Source organism: Ruegeria sp. AD9 (assembly GCF_056542305.1).
In genome coordinates this window covers 13,182-31,723 of the sequence record NZ_JBQFZP010000025.1, presented here as the reverse complement: position 1 = coordinate 31,723, position 18,542 = coordinate 13,182, and the positions used below count along the sequence as shown (strand labels likewise).

General features: G+C 56.6%; 19 protein-coding genes and 1 pseudogene. 11 read left to right on the top strand and 9 right to left on the bottom strand.

The features are described 5' to 3' along the window. A pseudogene (locus ACR0AM_RS20315) lies at positions 1 to 158 on the bottom strand (IS6 family transposase); the annotation flags it as partial. Between the two features lie 54 nt (positions 159 to 212). Between ACR0AM_RS20315 and ACR0AM_RS20310 the strand changes: the two are divergent. Then, on the top strand, positions 213 to 674 hold the full coding sequence (locus ACR0AM_RS20310; protein ID WP_480623859.1) for a TOBE domain-containing protein: 462 nt from the start codon (positions 213 to 215) through the stop codon (positions 672 to 674). Positions 675 to 690: 16 nt separating this feature from the next. Here the strand turns inward: ACR0AM_RS20310 and ACR0AM_RS20305 are convergent, their stop codons facing one another. Genes ACR0AM_RS20305 through ACR0AM_RS20295 form a run of 3 tightly spaced genes read right to left on the bottom strand, consistent with a single transcriptional unit; the run spans position 691 to position 3,281 of the window. Next, positions 691 to 2,091: an MATE family efflux transporter gene (locus ACR0AM_RS20305; protein WP_480623858.1), complete on the bottom strand. Its 1,401-nt coding sequence runs from the start codon at positions 2,089 to 2,091 to the stop codon at positions 691 to 693. Between the two features lie 12 nt (positions 2,092 to 2,103). After that, entirely contained in the window at positions 2,104 to 2,691 is a 588-nt protein-coding gene (locus tag ACR0AM_RS20300; protein ID WP_480478040.1) for a helix-turn-helix domain-containing protein, read from the bottom strand. 11 nt (positions 2,692 to 2,702) lie between these two features. Beyond that, positions 2,703 to 3,281: a carboxymuconolactone decarboxylase family protein gene (locus tag ACR0AM_RS20295; RefSeq protein WP_480478037.1), complete on the bottom strand. Its 579-nt coding sequence runs from the start codon at positions 3,279 to 3,281 to the stop codon at positions 2,703 to 2,705. A gap of 316 nt (positions 3,282 to 3,597) precedes the next feature. Here ACR0AM_RS20295 and ACR0AM_RS20290 point away from each other — a divergent pair, with 316 nt between their 5' ends. The 5 genes from ACR0AM_RS20290 to ACR0AM_RS20270 all read left to right on the top strand — a co-directional run bounded on the left by ACR0AM_RS20290 (position 3,598) and on the right by ACR0AM_RS20270 (position 7,628). Then, entirely contained in the window at positions 3,598 to 4,344 is a 747-nt protein-coding gene (locus ACR0AM_RS20290) for an amino acid ABC transporter ATP-binding protein (protein WP_480478035.1), read from the top strand. A gap of 2 nt (positions 4,345 to 4,346) precedes the next feature. Continuing rightward, positions 4,347 to 5,189: an amino acid ABC transporter permease gene (locus ACR0AM_RS20285; RefSeq protein WP_480623857.1), complete on the top strand. Its 843-nt coding sequence runs from the start codon at positions 4,347 to 4,349 to the stop codon at positions 5,187 to 5,189. A gap of 36 nt (positions 5,190 to 5,225) precedes the next feature. Further along, positions 5,226 to 6,059, top strand: coding sequence for a transporter substrate-binding domain-containing protein (locus tag ACR0AM_RS20280; RefSeq protein ID WP_480478031.1), 834 nt, complete (start codon positions 5,226 to 5,228; stop codon positions 6,057 to 6,059). 55 nt (positions 6,060 to 6,114) lie between these two features. Then, entirely contained in the window at positions 6,115 to 6,996 is an 882-nt protein-coding gene (locus tag ACR0AM_RS20275) for an amino acid ABC transporter permease (protein ID WP_480623856.1), read from the top strand. Between the two features lie 98 nt (positions 6,997 to 7,094). Further along, positions 7,095 to 7,628, top strand: coding sequence for a glutathione S-transferase N-terminal domain-containing protein (locus tag ACR0AM_RS20270; RefSeq protein ID WP_480555244.1), 534 nt, complete (start codon positions 7,095 to 7,097; stop codon positions 7,626 to 7,628). 12 nt (positions 7,629 to 7,640) lie between these two features. Here the strand turns inward: ACR0AM_RS20270 and ACR0AM_RS20265 are convergent, their stop codons facing one another. The 3 genes from ACR0AM_RS20265 to ACR0AM_RS20255 all read right to left on the bottom strand — a co-directional run bounded on the left by ACR0AM_RS20265 (position 7,641) and on the right by ACR0AM_RS20255 (position 10,143). Further along, the gene (locus ACR0AM_RS20265; RefSeq protein ID WP_480520678.1) at positions 7,641 to 7,958 is read right to left on the bottom strand and encodes a non-heme iron oxygenase ferredoxin subunit; all 318 of its coding nucleotides are present in this window, start codon (positions 7,956 to 7,958) and stop codon (positions 7,641 to 7,643) included. A gap of 3 nt (positions 7,959 to 7,961) precedes the next feature. Then, a complete protein-coding gene (locus ACR0AM_RS20260; RefSeq protein WP_480623855.1) occupies positions 7,962 to 8,903 on the bottom strand; it encodes a fatty acid desaturase family protein in 942 nt (313 codons plus the stop codon). A 154-nt stretch (positions 8,904 to 9,057) separates the two neighbouring features. After that, positions 9,058 to 10,143 carry a hypothetical protein gene (locus ACR0AM_RS20255; RefSeq protein ID WP_480623854.1) on the bottom strand — a complete coding sequence of 362 codons (1,086 nt, stop codon included), beginning with the start codon at positions 10,141 to 10,143 and terminating at the stop codon, positions 9,058 to 9,060. 96 nt (positions 10,144 to 10,239) lie between these two features. Here ACR0AM_RS20255 and ACR0AM_RS20250 point away from each other — a divergent pair, with 96 nt between their 5' ends. Continuing rightward, the gene (locus tag ACR0AM_RS20250) at positions 10,240 to 11,169 is read left to right on the top strand and encodes a LysR substrate-binding domain-containing protein (protein WP_480623853.1); all 930 of its coding nucleotides are present in this window, start codon (positions 10,240 to 10,242) and stop codon (positions 11,167 to 11,169) included. Between the two features lie 96 nt (positions 11,170 to 11,265). Beyond that, on the top strand, positions 11,266 to 12,312 hold the full coding sequence (locus ACR0AM_RS20245; protein WP_480623852.1) for an aromatic ring-hydroxylating dioxygenase subunit alpha: 1,047 nt from the start codon (positions 11,266 to 11,268) through the stop codon (positions 12,310 to 12,312). Here ACR0AM_RS20245 and ACR0AM_RS20240 read toward each other — a convergent pair. Then, the gene (locus ACR0AM_RS20240) at positions 12,290 to 12,814 is read right to left on the bottom strand and encodes an N-acetyltransferase family protein (protein ID WP_480623851.1); all 525 of its coding nucleotides are present in this window, start codon (positions 12,812 to 12,814) and stop codon (positions 12,290 to 12,292) included. The genes ACR0AM_RS20245 and ACR0AM_RS20240 overlap by 23 nt on opposite strands. Positions 12,815 to 13,028: 214 nt before the next feature. After that, positions 13,029 to 13,817: a phytanoyl-CoA dioxygenase family protein gene (locus ACR0AM_RS20235; protein ID WP_480555231.1), complete on the bottom strand. Its 789-nt coding sequence runs from the start codon at positions 13,815 to 13,817 to the stop codon at positions 13,029 to 13,031. A gap of 308 nt (positions 13,818 to 14,125) precedes the next feature. Here ACR0AM_RS20235 and ACR0AM_RS20230 point away from each other — a divergent pair, with 308 nt between their 5' ends. The 3 genes from ACR0AM_RS20230 to ACR0AM_RS20220 are packed head-to-tail and all read left to right on the top strand — an operon-like array spanning position 14,126 to position 18,505. Next, positions 14,126 to 15,376, top strand: coding sequence for an FAD-dependent oxidoreductase (locus ACR0AM_RS20230; RefSeq protein WP_480496288.1), 1,251 nt, complete (start codon positions 14,126 to 14,128; stop codon positions 15,374 to 15,376). A 14-nt stretch (positions 15,377 to 15,390) separates the two neighbouring features. Next, positions 15,391 to 15,648, top strand: a complete 258-nt coding sequence (locus ACR0AM_RS20225; RefSeq protein WP_480496286.1) for a sarcosine oxidase subunit delta — start codon at positions 15,391 to 15,393, stop codon at positions 15,646 to 15,648. Beyond that, on the top strand, positions 15,635 to 18,505 hold the full coding sequence (locus tag ACR0AM_RS20220; RefSeq protein WP_480623850.1) for a 2Fe-2S iron-sulfur cluster-binding protein: 2,871 nt from the start codon (positions 15,635 to 15,637) through the stop codon (positions 18,503 to 18,505). The genes ACR0AM_RS20225 and ACR0AM_RS20220 overlap by 14 nt, the downstream gene beginning before the upstream one ends. Positions 18,506 to 18,542 lie beyond the last annotated feature (37 nt).

Here is an 18,542-nt window from a genome sequence, read left to right as displayed (position 1 = left end):
ATGGCCTCGCGGCTAACGATGACACCGCGCTCGGCGAGCAAGTCCTCGACATCGGCAGTGCTCAGCCCAAACCGATGGTAGGCCAAGACGGAATAGGAGATGATCTCGCGGGGAAAACGAAAGCCCTTCAGGCGTGGCATCGAGATGGGTATCGTCATGGTGCCTCGCTATCCGAGAAGCGGAGGGCGATCAATTTGGCAGTGCCGTTGACCATGGCTGACAAGATCGTAGTGTTGCTGGATGGCCGGATTGAGAAGGTGGGTGTTCCGATGGACCTGTATCGCGATCCCGACAACCGTTTCGTGGCCGGTTTCATCGGATCCCCCGCGATAAATTTCCTAGAATGCAATGTGGCTGATGGGGTTGTTCGTCACCCGGCGCTGACAAGCCCCATTCCAGTGACACTATCGGGGTCCGAGGCAGCGACGCGGGTGACACTAGGCATTCGCCCTGAGCATATTCAGGTTGATCGGTCCGGTGACATCTGCACAGTTGACCTGACAGAGGCGCTGGTCGGTGAGTCCTATTCTTACCTGCTGACACCCAATGGCGATAAACTGATCGTAGAAGAGCGCGAAGATCAGCGCAGTCGGAAAGGTGAGAAAATCGGCATCTCGATCCGGCCCGAGCGTGCGATGCTGTTTGATCCGGAAACCGGATTGCGGCTGCGGTAGGAGATTTGCGGCGGGATCAGTTTTGGATTCGATTTGAGTCCTGGTGACGCGAAACCCATAACCCGCCCATTTCATGCCGTGCCACGTGACTCGCCGTCAGAATTGCGATGATCCAACCCGTGACGACTGCGGTAGCCGTTCCGAACCAGACACCGATCTCGTTGAAATGCCACAGGCCGACGAAGACCCAGACAAAGAATGCGACCCCGAAGCCCTGGCGGTAGAGGCTGATCCAGACCGTCCAGATGGGTCTTTTGAGGGCCTGAAGCAGCGAATTGATGGAAAAGAGCATCATGTAAAACGGCAGAATCAGGCTGTCGACGCGCAGATAGCTGACGCCTACTCGGATGACTTCGGGGTCGGTGGTAAACAGGCGCATCAGATGCGGGCTCAGGCCCCACAGGATTGGGATGGCCATCGCCGTCATGATAAATCCGACTTTCCAGCAATAAAACAGGGCCGCCCGCACGCGCTGAAAATCCCGGGCGCCGAAATTCTGCGATGCGATTGGCAGCACAGCGCCGGTAACACCCAGCACAGGTAAAAGCAGAATTTGCTCCAGCCGAATGGCGACCCCGAAGCCTGCAATGGCATGTTCCCCGAATATTTTCAGGGCAAACTGCATGACAAATCCTGAAAGCAGCATCACCATGAAAGACACCGCCGTTGGCAGGACCTGAACGGAAATCACGGTAAAGCGATTCAGGCGCGGGGTGAAATAGGCGACCCGCATTCGCTGCATCCGGCGTCGTCGCAGCACCTGCCGGATCATGTAGATCATGACACCGGTTTGACTGATAACGGTAGAAATGGCCAACCCGTCAAAACCGATCCCCGGGATCAGCCCAGGGATGCCAAAAATAAGCAGAGGATTCAGGGCGATATTGGCGAAGAAGGCCACGATCAGGGCGCGCTGCATTGATACCGCATCCCCATGAGCCTGGAGGATTCCGTTGCACCCATGAGCCAGCAGAAATCCGGGCAGTGCCAGAAGAAGCCAATAGAAATAGCGTAGCCCCGCATCACGGTATTCGCTGGGGTCGGACACAAGATGTATCAGCGCGGGGCCGTACCAGAGGCCTGACAACGCCAGAAGCCCGGCGGCGATAAAACCATATGTCAGACCCTGCGCCACCAATCGCCGGGCCATGCGGTGGTTGCCTGCCCCCAGTGCGTTGCCGACAAGGGCGCTCATGGCGGCTCCAAGACCAACCCCAACAGACAAAGCTATAAAGAAGGCCTGAAACCCAAGGGCCAGTCCGGCTTGTGCGCTTGTCGACAACAGCCCGGCAAAGAAGATGTCCACGACATTATAGAGCGTGTTGAATAGCATTCCGATTGCAGCAGGCACTGCCAGTGTTCGGAAATGTGCCGGAATAGACCCTCGGGTCAGGTCAAGATCGACTGGCTGAGCCATGTCACGCAGGCATCACGGGCGCTCGGCCTGAACAGTCAGAAAGACGAATTCCGGGGTCAGAACCTCTTCGAAGCCGTGGTTCAGTTCAGCGTCGACGCTGATCGTGTCGCCTGCGGTCAGCTTGAACCGGGCCTCGCCATACCGATAGACCGCCTCACCTTCGAGCGCCTGAACAAAAACTACGCCGTGACCGACATAAGTCGGAGGATGACCACCCTCGCGCAGAAGGGTTACGCGCCGGGCTTGAAAACGCAGGTCCTTGCGTGAATGCAATGCCAGATTGACATATTCATGGCTATGGCCTGCGGCGATACGGGTGGATTTCAAGCCTTCGCCGTGGCGGACGAGCGTATAGTCGGTGTGATCGGTGCGGGCTTCGCGGAACAGTGACACAATCGGGACTTCAAGCGCTTCGGCCAGCGCAGCCAGGGTGTCGATCGAAGGAGAGACAAGCCCGTTTTCGATACGGCTGACCATTGCGGCGGAAATACCCGATTGCTCGGCCAGTCGGCGGGCCGATTGCTTTCGGCTTTGGCGCAGCTCTTTCAGCGATGCGCCAATTGCGCGGTCGATCTGTCTTCCCGGCGGGTCTCCCTGCATGGCTTCTCCCATCACTCGCTGCCGTAATAGCCCACAACATCTCCGTCCGTGGTCACGCCAAGCCCGTTCAACAAGCGGTTCACGTAGTTGAAATAGCCGACGATCTGATTGATTTCGAGTATCTCACCATCATCCCAACCAGTCTCTTTTAGCCCGGCCACATCAGAATCGACCATCGTACCCGGTGTCAGCGTCAGTTTTTCTGCGTAGGTCAGCGCGGCAAGATGGGCGCCGTCAAAGGCATCCTGCGGACGATGCGCCTTGAGCGCCGCCTCAATCTGGTCGGCGCGGGCGTCATCATCAATTAGATGTCGGGCGTTGGACCAGTGGTTGGCGTAAGAATAGGGGCAAGTGTTGAGGGTGGATACATAGGAACTGATGACTTCCTGAAACCACATCGGAACCGTGTTTGCCTCATCGTGAAGGCAGGCCCGGTACAAAATCACGTGCCCCTTCATTGTGTTGGGGCGCAGGGAATGAACACGCATGACGTTGTCCACTGTGCCATGTGGCGTCCGGGCCAGATCCAGAGTGGCCTTCAGATGCTCGTCGGCGTCTTCGTCAGATATCATCCTGATCCAGGCAGACATTTTTGGTTCCTTCCTTAGTCGTCAGCACAAATTATGGGTCGTGTTGTACGGCGCGCTGAGTTTTTTATTGACGAGTATTGCATATTAAGCAACCATATTAATTAGCGCGCAACAGATTTAAGGATTCTCAGGCCTTGCCCGACTGCCTCACTCAGTCAAAGCGCCAAGCTGGCACTAGCTTTCAGGACGGTTTCGCTACCGCCCTTTGTCGGCCCGCGCGCGCTACGGTTTCGGAGAGGCCAACTGAGAGATCACGGCGCAATTTTCACCGCAAAAGACTACCAGGTATGGTGTCCCGAACCATGACAGGCGCGACATGACACACGCCACTCCGATGATCGAAGTGACCAATCTGGACAAGTATTATGGCACGTTCCATGCGCTGAAAGACGTTAGTCTGACGGTTCATCAGGGTGAAAAAGTAGTGATCTGCGGACCCTCTGGTTCGGGAAAGTCCACACTGATCCGTTGTTTCAATGGTCTGGAGTGGCACAATTCGGGCCGTTTGGTGATAGATGGTATCGAAGTTTACGAGGGGGCCAAGGAGATACGCGAACTGCGCCAGGAAGTTGGGATGGTTTTTCAGCAGTTCAATCTGTTTCCGCATTTGACTGTGCTGGAAAATCTTATGATCGGCCCAATGAAAGTGCGCAAAGTTTCAAAGGTACAGGCCGAAGAGACCGCGCGAAATTATCTTGAGCGCGTGCATATTCCGGAACAGGCCGACAAATATCCGGCACAATTGTCTGGCGGTCAGCAGCAGCGCGTGGCGATTGCGCGTTCTTTGTGCATGGAAACCCGGATCATGCTGTTTGACGAGCCGACCTCGGCGCTCGATCCGGAAATGATCAACGAAGTTTTGGACGTGATGGTCGAGTTGGCCGAAACCGGCATGACCATGGTTGTGGTTACCCACGAAATGGGGTTTGCCCGCAAGGTCGCAGACACGATGGTCTTTATGGAGGCGGGTCGGATCGTCGAGATATCGCCGCCTGAACAGTTCTTTACCAACCCTTCCAGCGAACGGTGCCGCCTGTTCCTGGATCAGATTCTGGCGCATTGAACGTGAGCGATCTGGGCATATCCGGGCCAAAGGGCCAGCCGTTGCCAAAGCCACCGTTTCACAAGCGGTTTTTCGACTCGGTCCTGACATCCGTTGTCATTTATTCCATTATTGTTGGTCTAATCGCCTATGGCGCTTACGCCGGGGCGCAGAGTATGGGTTATAACTGGCAATGGTATCGTGTGCCGCAATTCCTGTACCGCAATACCGAGGTCGGGTTTGAATGGGGTGAAATCCCAATTGGGCTTGTAGCCACCATCCAACTGTCGGTGACCGCCTTTTTTCTGGCAACGGCGATAGGCCTTTTGGTGGCTCTGTTGCGGCTATCGGGGTTGGTCGTCGGGTCAGCGGTTGCCGTGGGGTACCTGGAACTGATCCGCAATATTCCGCTGCTGGTTCTGCTTTATCTTTTCTATTATGTGCTCGGGCCGATCTTTGGGTTTGACCGATACACGGCAAGTATCCTGACACTTGCCGTTTTTCATTCGGCCCTGATTTCCGAGATTTTCCGCGCTGGTATCAACGCAATTCCCACGGGTCAGTGGGAGGCGGCAAAATCCATCGGGATGACACCGTATCAGACCTATCGCTATATCATTCTGCCGCAATCAGTACGGTTCATGCTGCCGCCGATGACCGGTGAGGTAGTTCACCTGATCAAATCCTCAGCGATTGTAAGCGTGATCGCGGTGGCTGAACTGACCACGTTTGGACGCAACATCATATCCGATACCTACATGAGTTTCGAAATCTGGTTCACCATTGCACTGGTCTATCTGGTGGTGACCCTGATCCTGTCGATTGGCGTAACCCACCTGGAGAAGAAATATGCCGTCGACCAATAAAACTGAAAACTATGTCGGACAACAAGGAGAACCAAGATGAAGCTTTCTCGCAGAATGTTGGGGGCGGCGCTGAGCGCGGTCGTTGCAACAGGCGTCGCAACATCAGGTTGGGCGCAAAGCACAACGCAGAACCTGTCCAGCGAAAGTGTGATTGAAACCATCAAGCAGGATGGAGTGATCCGCATTGGGCTGTCGCTATTCGTACCGTGGTCGATGCGCGACAAGAACGGTGACCTGATCGGTTTCGAACTGGATGTCGGTCGCAAGCTGGCCGAAGACATGGGGGTCGAAGTTGAATTTGTTCCCACCGCATGGGACGGTATCATTCCGGCGCTGGTTTCGGGCAATTTCGACGTGATCATCTCGGGCATGTCTGTGACGCCGCAGCGAAACCTGACTGTCAACTTTACCGATCCATATGCTTTTTCCGGTCTGGCCATCTTGGTAAATAAGGAACTGACAGATGGAATGACTCAGGCTGATCTGAATTCTGCAGACGTGACATTCGCAGCCCGTCGCGGTGCAACGCCCGCTGTCGTGATCGCGGAAAACTTCCCGGAAGCAAACTTGTTGCTATTTGATGAAGATGGCGCGTCGACGCAAGAAGTTCTTAACGGAAATGCACACGCAACAATGGCTTCACAGCCTACGCCCAACCGGGAAGCAGGGCGTAATCCTGAAACTCTGCGCGTGATGGAAGGCGATCTGTTTGATCCGCGTGGCGAAGCCTTTGCTATGCGCAAAGGTGATCCGGATGCATTGAACTTCTTCAACAATTGGATTGCTCAGCAATGGCGTTCGGGTTGGCTGGAAGAGCGTCACAATTATTGGTTCGCAACAGAAGAGTGGGCCGACCAGGTTGCTCAGTGACTAAAACAAAGGGCGGCGGCATTGCCGCCCCCGACCCTGAGGCGGAGCAATCCCGGTGCAAGATTTCCTGAAGAAACTGAGATGGCCAGACTATCTGATCGTGGTGACTCTGATCGCTTTCTTCGGGTATATCTGGCTGTCGATCGAAGGCACGCTGAACTACAAATGGCGCTGGGAATTGATCCCGGGCTATGTCGTTGGCTGGCATTCGGGCCGCGAAGAGTATTTCGCGAACCTGTTTCTGCAGGGGCTTATGGCGACAGTCCGTATCAGTATTTACTCGGGCATTCTGGCCTTGTTGCTTGGAACCATTCTGGGGGTTGCGCGGTGTTCAGCAAACCTGACGATCCGGATGCTGGCACGGACGTATCTTGAATTTCTCCGCAACGTGCCGCCGGTTGTGGTCGTTTTCATTTTCTTTTTCTTCCTGTCACAACAATTGATTGACGCGCTCAACCTCGAACGTTGGGCTCGTGGTATAGCGCGGCAAGAGGACAAACATATCTGGACCTTCTTTTTCGGCGAAATGCGCCGTTTTCCCTCACTGGTTTCTGGTGTCATCGTTCTGGCCCTGTTTGAAAGCGCCTTTGTCGGCGAGATTGTCCGGGCTGGTATCCAGTCGATCCCGAAAGGCCAGCGCGAAGCGGCGCGCTCGATTGGTATGAGCCAACTACAGGAGATGCGTTACGTGATTCTGCCGCAGGCGTTGAAGAAAGTGGTGCCACCGCTGGCAAACCAATTCATCTCGCTGATCAAGGACAGCTCGATCCTGTCGCTGATCTCGGTGCAGGAACTGACCTACAAAACAGTCGAGCTTGTGGCCTCGTCCCGCATGATCTTTGAGGCGTGGATCACCACGGCCGGGTTCTATTTTGTTGTGTGTTTCGGCCTCAGCCGATTGTTTGCACGACTTGAAAAGCGGTCAGACAGGCGCTGACGCGAACGGCCCGGGGCAATGCGGATATATGATTTCCGGTTCTCGGGCAGTTGCCATAAAGCTCGGCTGCTGCTGTCCATGCTGCGGCTGGATCATCAATTCATCAAATCATCAATGTCAACCTGCTGAGCGGAGATCAGAACCAGGTTACATTCTTGCAGGTCAACCAGCTGAACAAGGTCCCGGTGCTGGACGACAACGGCTTTACCCTGCGCGACAGCACCGCAATCATGATGTATCTGGCACAGAAGTATGGCGCTGCAGATTGGGCGCCGGATTCGCCAGAAGAGCATGGGGACATACAGCAATGGCTGTCCTATTCGGTAAACGAGATTTTCCACGGCGTTGCAACGGCCCGCGCGATTGTTCTGTTTGAACGCGACATCGATTTGACCGGGCCACAGGCACTTGGGCAGAAATCCCTGCAGAATATGGAGCAGCACCTGTCACGACGACGCTGGCTGGCATGTGATCGTCCTACGATCGCCGATCTGGCCTGTTACCCCTACAAAGCACTGGCTTATCAGGGAAAGTTATCGCTGGCTCCTTACCCGGCAGTCCGTTCGTGGATCGCGCGTGTTGAAGCTCCGTCGGGATATATCCTGATGCCGGGGTTGCCGGCACCGGACTAGGACTGTTCGGGGCTACGCCCGGATCTGCACCATGCCGTTTTTGATGCGGGTTTCGAATACCTTCATTGGTCGTGTCGCAGGGGCCGAAACCGCATGTCCGTCACGCACATCGAATGCGCCCTGATGCAAAGGGCACTCGATGACGTAGCCATCAAAATACCCGTCACACAGATCAGCACCGCCATGATTGCAAAGTGCCAACGAGGCATAGACGCCGCCGGGAGTGTCGTAGACCGCCAGGATACGTGAGCCGATCTCGACCCGTGTGACCCAGTTCTTTTCCAGCCGAGTTGTCTCGATCACGTCTTTCCAGGGTTTTTCATCCGCCACGAGTTACGCCTCCGCCTTCTGCCGGATCTGCCTCAAGATCTCGCGATGGGCGGCCAGATACCCCCCAGGCTCAACATGAATGTGGTCTTTCAGCTTCTCATGAAGGCGAGGTAACGCGTGGAAGGGAACTGAGGCCACGTAGTGATGCTCTGCGTGGTAGTTCATGTTCCAGCACAAGAAGGACCAGGGGGCGGATACCAGATTGGTGCGCGTATTTTCGGACATCTGCGCCACAGTGGGGCGTCCGACATGTTCGGTCATCCGGATAAAGCGCATCACAGGCTCACCCAAAAACAAAGGGATTATCCAGTACCAGATCAGTCCCCACCAGCCGGTGATGGCCATGCCCAGAAAGATGGCCGTATAGATGGCCAGCATTCTGCGCGCATCGCGATACACCGCCTGATGTTCCACTTTCGGGATGAATCGCAGCTCGGTCTCGCTGAGGTTGCCGCTGGCATGGCGAAACAGTTCCGTGAATTTACCGCGCCAGTAGGGCAGGGCGGACAGGTACATAAGGTACTCACCCAACGTCTCGGGCAACGGGATCAGTTCAGGGTCTTCCCCGGTCAGTTGCGTATAAGTGTGGTGATCGCAATGTTCATAGCGAAAGAACCGATGCGGCAGGATAATGATCAGGCCGCAGATCTGACCAACCAGATCATTCAGCCACCTTGTACGGAATACGGTATAGTGCACGCATTCATGCTGCAGCGAGAAGTGGTGTACCAGAACGATACCCTGGAGGAACATTGCGGGCCATATCAGCCAGTTGTTCCATGCCAGAGTAACAAGGGTGGTCGTGCAGGCTAGCACCAGAACCCAAAGCGCAAGATGGCGTAAGCCGGGACCGTTAGACCGTTGCATGAAACCTTTTAGCTCTTCACGCGTGAGCTTGCCTTCGGCCAATGCCTGAGACAGGGGCGTTACGATTGCTTGTGACATGTGATTTCCACACAATTTGCCGGTGCGGGGGCCGCGCCCTCATCGCATTTTCCGGCACCGGAGACGGGAGTGCTCCGCACCATAGGGTCCTGTCGGGTGGACTCTATTGCTACCAGATTAGCGTGATGGCACGCGTTCGATCAAGCTTGAATGATCAGCCGGTTCGGCGAAGGCCGATATCCGGATCGGGGTCGGCAAACAGTGCTGCCGCACAGGGGTGTTTGTCCAGAATGGAAGCTCCGCCGGGCAGGCGGTCAGCATGAAAAACCCCATCTTCCCAATAGGTCACACCATCGATCTTGATTGTCGGATCAAACACGTTCCAGCTGATTTCTCCGGGAGCATATGCGCCGCAAGTGTGGAAGTGCAGGATACGCGGATTGCCAAAAGCAGATCCGCCCCAGCGTTCGAAATTCTCGCGCATATCCCAAGGGTATCCGCAGCCCGGATGAATGCCAGCATGCCATGAATGCACGAAATTTCGGTCAATACCGAACTGGCCCGCGACCCGGTCATATTGTACTTCGGCCCGGGCGACATCGGTGGGCTCGCCCGTGAACCCGGTCAGGCGCCCGTTCTCAAGTGACGCAAACACCGGGCTGTCGAACTCGATCGTATAGTCTTCATAGTATCTTGATCCGGTTCCGGTTAGAAACTTCAGCGCCACACGTCCTGAAAAACTGTGCGCCGGGACTGGCGTGAAAACTGACATGGGGAATCTCAGGATCGACGTATCGCCCGCCGGATCAAGGTTCATCTTCGGCTTCCCCTGAAAGGCCGTGCCCAGAGGGCAGGTGACCCGCACATCGGTTGCCTCGTTCAGGACGGCATTGATCGCCGCCTTGATGTCGAGAAAGGCATCATGGTGCCCGTTGGAAAAGCCCGACCCGAACAGCTCACGGCTCAGCGCAAAGCTGACGATGATTTTTTTGCCCCGGGGCATCTCCGAAAACCGTAGCTGATCCCCAAGGCGGGCAAGAAAGAGGATTATCTCGGCTGCTTCGAACCGCGCCAGAAGATCCGGGGACAGGTGAGGATTGTCCGGATTGAATCCTACATCCACTGCATCAACCGACAACCCCATGGATTGCGCGACGTTCGATACGATCTTGACACTGTCCGCGTCAAAATAACCAAACTCGGGGGGTTCGTAAGCGATCAGAAGTCGGTCACCCGCCGCTGCGTGAGCGCAGTTCGTCAAAAGATTTCGCGCGCCGCGCTCGGGTGTGATGTCCGACATTCGCGTTTCCTACGGATTCAAGCCCGTACAGATTAGGCCTGCACCATGCGCCTAATCTATTTGAAAGTGATTATGTCTGACATTAGGGTGACTAATATGATTGTAAATCTGCCCTATTCAGCTCTGCGTGCCTTCGAGGCAGTTGTCCGTCATTCTGGCTTTTCCCCTGCCGCGGCCGAACTTGGTGTTAGCCAAAGTGCGGTCAGTCAGCATGTGCGGACGCTTGAGGAATGGTTGGGTCGCGATCTGCTGGTACGCGGCGCGCGGTCATCGCGCCCAACCCGAGAGGGTGAACTGCTGGCGCTGGCCATCTCCGAAGGGCTGGGGCGCATTTCAGGCGTTTGCACCCAGTTGCGGGATAAGACCCGCAACGACCGGACCATCGTGATTTCATGCCTGCCAGGTTTTGCGTTCAACTGGTTGTTTCCGCGTCTTTTGAACTTTGATCTGGCCCACCCGGACCTATCGATTTCGATCGCTACGGATACTGGTCAATATCCGTTCTCCGGCGCGGATGCGGATATCGGAATCCGCTATGGGCTGGGTGATTACCCCGGCTACCAGGTGGATCTGCTGATGACCGAGCAGTTGTTTCCTGTTTGCGCACCATCTTTGATACCCAACCTGCGCGGGGTCGAGGATCTTGCGAAGCACACGATGCTGGTGGATGAGAATCTGCATCATGGTCCTGCAAGCCCAACCTGGGATTTCTGGGCACGGCAATGCGGTCTGACGCTGCCGTCACCCTTGCGCACACGGCGATTTGGCCAATCCAATCTGGTGGTTCAGGCTGCAATTGAAGGGCTGGGTGTCGCGCTGGGTCGGGAACCCCTGGTGATCGATACGTTATGTGACGGGCGGCTGGTTCGACCCTTTCCAGAACTGACCGAGTCCCCTTTGTCATACTGGCTGGTTCGGCGACACGAAACCAAGGACAGTTCGAAAGTCGGTGAGTTTCTGAACTGGATCAGTGCTGAAGTAGAAGCGCAACCGGACATCCCGCCATCCGCCGACGCTTATAATTAGCCTGGCTTATATGAGTCATTACCATTCCGACATGGCGCAAGGACGTCTCTCTGCCCATACTGGTACAAGCCATCTGACGATCTGGAGAGCATTTCAATGTATCTGAGAAACTGCTGGTACGTCGCTGCCTGGAGCAAGGATATCGGTCGCGAACTGAAGGCCGAAACGTTTCTGGGTGAAAACATCGTGCTTTACCGGCGGGAGGACGGCACTCCGGTCGCATTGGAGGATGCTTGCCCGCATCGTAAGCTGCCGCTGTCCAAAGGCAATCTGATCGGTGATGTGGTGGAATGCGGTTATCACGGCCTGAAATTCGACTGCTCGGGCAAATGCACGGACAGCCCGACCCAGCGTGGCATGACCCCGCGGCGGGCAGTGGTAAGATCATATCCGGTAGTGGATCGGTATCGGTTCCTGTGGATCTGGATGGGTGATCCGGAACAGGCGGACCCTGACAATATTTTCCTGATCGAAAATTTCGACGATGCCAGTTGGGGCATGACTGATGGTGGAGTGATGGATATCGACTGCCACTACCTGTGGGTTTGCGACAACTTGCTGGACCCCAGCCATGTAGCCTGGGTGCATGTCTCGTCCTTTGCCGGGGCTGGCACGGACGAAGAGCCGCTGAATGTCGAAAGAACGGACCGCGGCGTGATTGTCTCGCGCTGGATCGAGAACAAGCCGCCGTCGCCCTATTATGCGAAGCTGGTAGCCTTTGACGGTGATTGCGACAGGCTACAGCATTACGAGATGTGTATGCCCGCGATAGGGCTGAACAAATCCATCTATACGCCCGTCGGAACCGGCGGCTATGACAAACCGCCCGTTGCCGAGACTTTCATCAACGTCTCTTACAATTTTATGACCCCGATTGATGAGGATCGGACCCGGTATTTTTGGTTCCAGCACCGCAATTCCGATCCCGATAATGCCGAGGTGTCCAAATTCATGAATGATGGCGCGCGGATGGCGTTTCTTGAAGACAAGGAGGTTTTGGAGAAGGTTCATCTGGGCATGAAAAACGCCAAGACGCCAAACATTGATCTGGGATTGGACGCTGGGGCCAAACTATTCCGCAAAGCCTTGGACCGCGCGATTGAGGCTGAGGCTTTTCCGATCAACATGGTTGAGCGGGCGTAAGGTTTGTTGGCCGGTTCCGAAACCCACTAGGCATCGAGGGGGACGTGAAGCCGGGGATGCGCTGCGTCCTGTCGTTCGAACCCTCAGCCAGGTAGGCGGCTTGGGCTTCTGAATTGTCGGGGTGGGTGCCGACCATCATGTAAGAGCAGGACAGAGCGCGCGCCTTTTGTTTTGCGCTTTCGATAAGTTGCCGCCCGACACCCATGCGGCGATACAGCCGTCCAATAAAAAGGTGGTGCATGACGATACCGCGACGGCCTAGCTGCAACTGTGTGAGCGGGCTCAGGGCGACATAGCCGATGACCTCGCCTTTCGTTTCGGCAACCAGCACATAGACCCATGGCTGATTGCCGAACACATCCCGCTCTAACACTGCGGCGTTGATGTTTGGGACATCACCGTGATGTGCGGCTAGAGCGCGGATCATTGACAGTAGAAAAGGCATGTCATCGGGCTCTGCGTCCCGGATATGTACCTTTGCGTTAGGGTTGGTGGGTTTCATCTTTGCCTCCTGTTTCTTTGCCACAGAAGCGAGATGAAAAATGCCGCACTGTGGCGGCACTTTCTAACTACACATCAACGGTCGCACTGCTTAGGGCGCGTTGGAAAATGTGCCGCGGGGTTGGGCCATGACGATAATGGCCCAACGCTGTGACGATAGCAGAATAACGTCAAGTTATTCACTGTGCAATCAGAGGACCGGTGTCCGCCGCCGGTTACGCCGCGCCGTAGATCACTGGGAAACGCCCTCCGGCAAAAGGTGCGCCGGGGCGCAAACTGTCGTCATGCAGCCACTCTGTCACGGCATCGCGTGGCTGGTAGATGGCGCCCTCTACCGCAAATCGGACGGCATAGCCGCGTCTGCGCCGAGTTGAGGTGCGGTTGCCCATTGCCGAATGCACTGTCATGCCGTCAAATGCCAGCGCATCGCCGGGCTCCATCTTTGGGTAGTGAAAGATGTCGTAGGCGGCGCGGTTGGCCTCGAAATCAGGCATGTCGATATAATCGGGGTTGTCTTCCTCAAGATAGTGCAGGAACGCCCCAAGCTGGTCGGTTTTGAAAGGCCGGTACTTGGCACCCCAAGCGTGTGATCCACGAACGAACTCCAGCGCGCCATTGTCTGGGTCAACCGGGTCCAGAGCGATCCATATGGTCATGATTGGTCCGGCCACCGGCCAATAGGGTTGATCGGTGTGCCAGCCCGTCTGGGTTTTTGTCCCCGGCTCTTTGGCAAAAATCTGGTCATAGATAAGCGAAGTCCACGGGCTGCCCGCCACCTCAGCCACGCGCTGGCCGATATCCGATGTCAGGCAATAATCCTGAAATACGCCCGGGTTTTCGCGCATGTTCTTGTAGGCAAAATAGCGCTCGCCTTTAGAAACCTCTTCATCTACGGCCTTGCGTAGTTTGGTAAGCCAATCCTGCGACAGAATTTGTTTCAGCAGCACGACTCCGTCGCGTGCATAGGTTTCCTGAATGATCTTCAGGTCAGATGTCTGTGTCATGTAACGTCCAATTCAACGCCTCTTCCATTGAGGCGGTTGCAGTATGCAGGCGCGTTGCACCCGGTTTGTCCGGCGTTACGTGATGGGTGAACTGCGGCAGTTTATAATGAAACAGGGCCAAAGCGATCGGGCCGACCATTTGCCGGCAAGACGTCGATGGAACTGTTCAATGCGAAGGCTCATTGCGGCACCTTTCACCAGCCAACTTAACCTAATTTTTCGCATTGGCATAGAACACATGACGGATCGTTTTACATGGCCATAAGTCTATTGACGGAATGTGCGTATTAATCAATATTATTACTACCATGCAAAAGTATTCCATCTTCTCGCTCGCCCGGAACGCACTGACCGGGCATAAGAACTGGCCCAGAGCCTGGCGTAGTCCGCCGCTGAGGAATCGGTACGATGTAGCGGTGATCGGGGCGGGGGGGCACGGTCTGGCCACCGCCTATTATCTAGCCAAAGAGTTTGGCATCACCGATGTGGCTGTGCTGGAACGTGGTTGGTTGGGTGGCGGCAACATTGCCCGGAACACTGTGACTATCCGATCAAACTACATGCGGGATGAATCGATCCCATTCTACGTCAAATCCGTCGCCATGTACGAAGGTCTCACGGATGAGCTGAACTTCAACATGATGCATTCCAAACGAACCATGGTGGATGTGGTTCAGACCTGGCCCAAGCTGCGCGAACTGCGGCGGCGACAGCTGGTGATGGATATCTATGGATCGACCTATGAACAGATCAGCACCGAGGAATTGCGCCGCCGCATTCCGGCGCTGACTGGCGGCGGGCCGGATGCGCGGCTGCCGGTGATCTGCGGCATGGTGCATACGGATGCCGGCGTGAACCGGCATGATGCCGTGGCCTGGGGCTATGCCCGTGCGGCTGACGCGCTTGGAGTAGAGATTCATCAGCAGACGGCGGTGCAATCCCTGCTGCGCGGGGCAGATGGCTCGATCGAAGGGGTTGAGACCAACCGGGGCGTTGTCCGGGCAAAGAAGGTGGTTGTGGCCGTCTCGGGTCACACAACCACGCTCACTGAAACTGCCGGGTTGAAACTGCCGCTACGGACGATGAACCTGACCGCGTTTGTGTCCGAACCGGTCAAGCCGTTGGTCGATGTGATCGTGAACTGCCCGGACAGCGGGTTCTATTTCAGTCAATCCGACAAGGGCGAGATGGTGATCGGCGGTGCGCCCGACATGGGGCAGAGTTTCCGCCGTGACATCAAGCAACACGTATTCGAAGACACGGTGACCGCAATGCTGTCCCTGTTCCCGAGTTTCAAGAAGCTCAAACTGATGCGCCAATGGGGCGGGCATCTGGATATTGCCCATGATGCCTCGCCGATCATGGATCAGACAGAGATTCCGGGGCTGTTTGTCACCGCCGGATGGTGGGGCGGCTACAAGGCCATTCCAGCAGGGGGGCTGACGCTGGCTCATCTGGTGGCAAAGGGGGAACCGCACCCGCTTATGGCGCCCTTCACTCTTGGCAGGTTCCGGCATCTGGACTTCGTGATGGAAGCCGGAACCACTACGGCGCGATAGGAAAGGTCAGGATCATGATGCTTTTACCCTGCCCATTCTGCGGCAAGCGAAACGAAAGCGAGTTTATTTTTGGCGGCCCGGTCGGGGCGGAGCGCCCTGACGCCAATGCCGTCAGCGATGAACAATGGGTCGAATATCTGACGGTGACGCCGAACCCATTGGGTCCGGTTGAGGAGAAATGGTGGCACGCGCGCGGATGCGGTGAATGGTTCACGATCTGGCGGGACACACGGACCCATGACATTGTGGAGGCGTCCGATGGCACAAAGTAACCGCCGCGCTTCGGGCGGGCGCATCGACCGAAACCGCCCTTTGCGATTCACATTCAATGGCAAACCCTATGAAGGGTTCGAGGGAGATACGCTGGCTTCAGCCCTGTTGGCAAACGGGGTTCGGGTCACGGCCCGCAGTTTCAAGTATCATCGCCCGCGGGGTATCATGGGGCACGGGCCCGAAGAACCCGCAACACTGGTGGAACTGGATGGCGAAGATGCTTCGGGCAACCGTCCCGCGACAACGGTGCCGCTGCGCGACGGGCTGAGCGCGCGGTCGGTCAATTGCTGGCCCTCGCCCGAGTTCGATCTGGGTGGGATCAATCAGCTGTTGACGCGCTTTATCCCCGCAGGGTTCTACTACAAAACGTTCAAATGGCCGGACTGGCACCTGTTTGAACCCTCGATCCGTCGGGCCGCAGGGCTGGCGGCGGCCCCAGCCAACCCTCCCGCTGCGGGTCATTTTGAGGCCCGGCACGCCCACGCCGATGTACTGATCGCCGGAGCTGGCCCAGCCGGTCTGCAAGCTGCGCTTGAGGCCGGTCGCGCGGGTAAACGTGTGTTTCTGGCGGATGAGGGCATCGAGGCGGGCGGTAGTCTGCTCAACCGCAATCTTTCGATCGGTGGCTGTCCCGCAATGGACTGGGCCGCGGATGCGGTGGCTGAGCTGCGCGGTATGGACAATGTCACCCATCTGCAAAATGCAACTGTCTGGGCCTATCGCGAACACAATCTGATGATGGTGAACGAACGCGAGCCGGAACAGGACAGTATTCTGGAACGCAGTTGGCGCGTGCGGGCCGGCGAAGTTGTTATTGCTACCGGAGCCACTGAACGCGCCATGGTTTTTGGCGGCAATGACCGGCCCGGTGTGATGATGGCCTCATCCGTGCAGGCTTACGTCAACCGGTGGGGCGTGACGCCTGGGCAGCGTGTGGTGCTGTTTACCAACAACAACAGTGTTTATGCTGTGGCGGCTGATTTGTCAGCGGCAGGTGTGCAGGTTATGGCCATTCTGGACAGCCGCAAAACTGTCCCGTCTGAGGTATTGGATCAGGTTCCGAATGTCCCGGTTCACACCGCAACAGTTGCAAGTGATGTACGTGGTCATAAAAGGGTTCGCGCGGTCAAAGCCGTTCCCATGACCGGAGGAGCAGGTCACTGGATCCATTGTGATGTGCTGGGCTGCTCCGGTGGGTGGAGCCCAACTGTGCACCTGTGGTCGCAATCCCGCAGCACGTTGCGGTTTGATGGGGATCTGGCAGCATTTGTCCCTGATCAGGCGGTTCAGAAGTGCCGCGCGGTGGGGGCAGCGGCAGGAGATCTGACGCTGAACAAGATCGTTGAGGGTGGCGACGATCTGCCCTATGCAATTGAAGCGCTCTGGCGGGTGGATGTGCCGGGCCAGCACGGCAAAGCCTTTTTGGATGTGCAGAACGATGTCTCGGTCAGTGATGTGCATTTGGCCTTGCGCGAAGGCTATGACAATGTCGAACACGTCAAGCGCTATACCACCGGCGGCATGGGGATCGACCAGGGCAAGACCGGCAATATCAACATCATCGGCACTATTGCGATGCAAAAAGGCGTGCCGCCGCAAGAGGTTGGAACGACCACTTTCCGGTCTCCCTATACGCCTGTTTCCTTCGGTGCGATTGGCGGGTTGCGGGAGGGCTGGGGGCTGTTCCCCTATCGCCATACCCCTGTGACCCAGTGGAACAAGGACAACGGCGCGGTCATGTATGAGGCTGGCGCGCGTTGGCGGCGACCGGGATACTTCCCGAAACCGGGCGAAGGTCTGCAAGAGGCCGTCAATCGCGAATGTCGAGCGGTGCGGGAAGGAGTTGGCGTCTATGATGGCTCGCCCCTTGGCACCTTTGAACTGAAGGGTCGGGATGTTCCGCAATTCCTCGATTTCATCTACTCCAACATCATGTCCAGCCTGAAACCGGGCAACGGGCGCTATGGGCTGATGCTGTCGGATGACGGGCTGATCCTGGATGATGGCGTTGCCTTCCGGCTGGACGAACACCGCTGGCTGGTTTCGACCTCGACGGGGCACGCGGATGCGGTCAATCAGCATATGGAAAAGCTGTTGCAGACCGAATTCCCGGACTGGCAGGTGATGATCACCACGGTCACAAGCCAGTGGAACAACGCTACCATCTGCGGCCCCAGGGCGCGCGACGTCTTACAGGCGCTTGGCACCGACATCGATCTCTCGCCCGAGGTGTTTCCCTTCATGTCCTTCTGCGATGGCACTGTTGCCGGACTTCCGGCGCGGGTGGTTCGGGTCAGCTTCACCGGTGAACTGTCTTTTGAGGTCAACGTTGCCCCTCGTGATATGGCGCAGCTGTGGGACAAGGTGATGGAGGCCGGAGCGCCTTTCGGTATTCTGCCCGTAGGCTCAGAATCCAGCCACGTGTTGCGGGTCGAAAAAGGGTTTCTGTCGCTGGGTCACGAAGTTGACGGAACGGTCGATGCATTCGATCTCGGAATGGGGTGGGCAATGTCGAAGAAGAAGCCCGATTATCTCGGCAAACGCTCGGTTGCTCTGCGCCGGTCGGGCAGTCGGACGCGGCGCGAGCTGGTGGGCATTCTGCCGAAAGACCCTGACCGGCAAATCCCAGAAGGTGCACCCTTGACCCCTGAAGGACGCAAAGAGGCCACCGACGGGTTGGTCACGGCGTGCGTCTGGAGTGTGGTCAATAAACGATGGGTCGGACTGGCGTTGCTGGAAAACGGTCACGCGCGACAGGGCGAAACCGCCCATGTCCGGCTGAAGGACGATGTGATCCCGGTCACTGTCACGAAACCGGTCTTCCACGACCCCGAGGGCAAGTTGCTTAGGTCCTGAGATGAGTTATGACGTAAAAATAGAACGACGCAGCCTG